This window comes from Streptomyces sp. NPDC054840 (assembly GCF_053611065.1).
Map to the genome: position 1 here is coordinate 1 of NZ_JBSGZP010000974.1, position 2,062 is coordinate 2,062.

Genomic DNA, 2,062 nt, shown 5'->3' on the forward strand with positions numbered 1-2,062 from the left:
AGTTCGTGGACTTGGCGGGTGATCCGGCGCTGGTACCAGGTGGGCGCGTACGACCCGCCCGCGTACATCCGCTCGTACCGGGGGACCAGGTGGGGGTGGTGGGCGCCCAGCCACGCCGTGAACCACTCGCGTGCCCCGGGCCGCAGATGGAGTACGAGGGGTGTCACAGAGGTCGCGCCGGCCTCGGCCACGGCCCGTACGGTCACCCGCAGCTGCTCCGGGGAGTCGCCGACGAAGGGGATGACCGGGGCCATCAGCACCCCGCACTCGATCCCGGCGTCGGTGAGGGTCCATACGGCGCCGAGCCGGGCGGTGGGGGAGGGGGTGCCCGGCTCGACGGTCCGCCAGAGCCCGGTGTCGGTGAAGCCGACCGAGACCGAGATGCCGACCTCGGTGACCGCGGCGGCCTCCCGCAGCAGGGGGAGGCCGCGCAGGATCAGCGTGCCCTTGGTGAGGATCGAGAAGGGGTTGGCGCGGTCGCGCAGGGCACCGAGATCCGGGCCGAGGCGCCGGCCGCCGCCCGGGCCGCATGGGACCTGGGGCGGGAGCTGTCCCGGAGCCACCCGCCGGCGGAGCCGCGCCGTGTGGTGGCGGGCACGCCCTGGCGTACCTCGGAGGCCTACCGGGCCGGGCACCTGGTCGACGAGGAGGCGAGGGCGGCGTTCGACACCCACCCGCTGGTCGCCGCCTACCGGCAGGCCGTGGCCACCCTGCTGGAGGCCGCCGCGGTACGACCTCGGCGGGTTCCTCCACGGAGGAGCCGCCGCCGGGACCGTCGGCTGGACCGGCCGGGAGGAGTTCGCTGCCGCGGAGAGCGCGAGGACCCCCTCGCACCGGCACGTGCTCACCCTCGACGGCTGGTGGTACGGCGAGGACGACCCCGTCGTCCACGGTGACTGCGACGGCCCGGACGCCCGCGTCCATCGCCCGCCCCTGCCCGGGCCCCGGGAGACCGCCACGACCAGGTACCTGGAGGAGTTGCCCGGGGACACGCTCCTGGTCAAGCTCCGCTGCCACGTCCGACCCGGATTTGGGCCACCGCCCCGGAGGTGGTTGGCTTCGCCGTGACGAGCGGACACAACTGCGGGAGGAACAGCTATGGCGCAGGTCGAAGCCACCACGGAGCGGATCATCGCGGCTGACGCGGAGACCGTGTTCGACGCGCTGGCGGACTACACCGGGACCCGCGGGAAGCTGCTGACCGAGCACTTCAGCGAGTACGAGGTGCGCGAGGGCGGCGACGGCGAGGGCACCCTGGTGCACTGGAAGCTCCAGGCCACCAGCAAGCGCGTGCGTGACTGCCTGCTGGAGGTCAGCGAGCCCACCGACGGCGAGCTGGTGGAGAAGGACCGCAACTCCTCCATGGTCACCACCTGGCGGGTCACCCCGGCCGGTGAGGGCAAGTCCAAGGCCGTGGTCACCGCCGTCTGGAACGGTGCCGGCGGTATCGGCGGCTTCTTCGAGCGCACCTTCGCGCCCAAGGGCCTCGGCCGGATCTACGACTCCGTGCTGGAGAACCTGGCCACCGAAGTGGAGCGCTGAGCAACGGCGTTGACGGTGAGGCCCGGACAGCGGCCTCACCGGATCGGGTGAACCCGGCGCGTCCGCGGGCCGCAGCCTCGGGCGGACGGGCTGTGGGTCTGCTGCGCTACGAGTCTGCTGCGCTACGAGTCTGCTGCGCCACGGGCCGACGGAGCCGATGGCCGACGGAGCCACGGGCCGACGCGCCGCGGCCGAGGCGCTGCGCACCCACCGGCCGCGCGCCGAGGGGGCACCACCGCGCGCCGCGCCGGGGCGTGCTGCCCCACGGCCACCGGGGCCCCGGCGGCTAGGGTGGCACCCTGAGCGCAACCGACCGCCCGGGGGCCCGATGAAGATCCTCATCTCCGCCGACATGGAAGGCGCCACCGGCGTCACCTGGCCCGCGGACGTGCTGCCCGGAACCCCGCAGTGGGAACGCTGCCGCGCGATGTTCACCTCCGACGTCAACGCCGCCGTACTCGGCTTCTACGACGGCGGAGCCGACCAGGTCCTCATCAACGAGGCGCACTGGACCATGCGC

General features: G+C 73.8%; 2 protein-coding genes and 1 pseudogene. 2 read left to right on the plus strand and 1 reads right to left on the minus strand.

Features of this window, described 5'->3' with window-relative positions; all coding sequences use genetic code 11:
• Positions 1-848: pseudogene (locus ACWGIU_RS36560) on the minus strand (hypothetical protein); the annotation flags it as partial.
• 250 nt (positions 849-1,098) lie between these two features.
• On the opposite strand from ACWGIU_RS36560, the gene ACWGIU_RS36565 reads away from it, so the two are divergent.
• Both ACWGIU_RS36565 and ACWGIU_RS36570 read left to right on the plus strand, forming a co-directional pair.
• On the plus strand, positions 1,099-1,542 hold the full coding sequence (locus tag ACWGIU_RS36565; protein ID WP_453712384.1) for an SRPBCC family protein: 444 nt from the start codon (positions 1,099-1,101) through the stop codon (positions 1,540-1,542).
• Between the two features lie 328 nt (positions 1,543-1,870).
• On the plus strand, positions 1,871-2,062 hold a 192-nt coding region (locus ACWGIU_RS36570; protein ID WP_453712385.1), incomplete at its 3' end, for a M55 family metallopeptidase.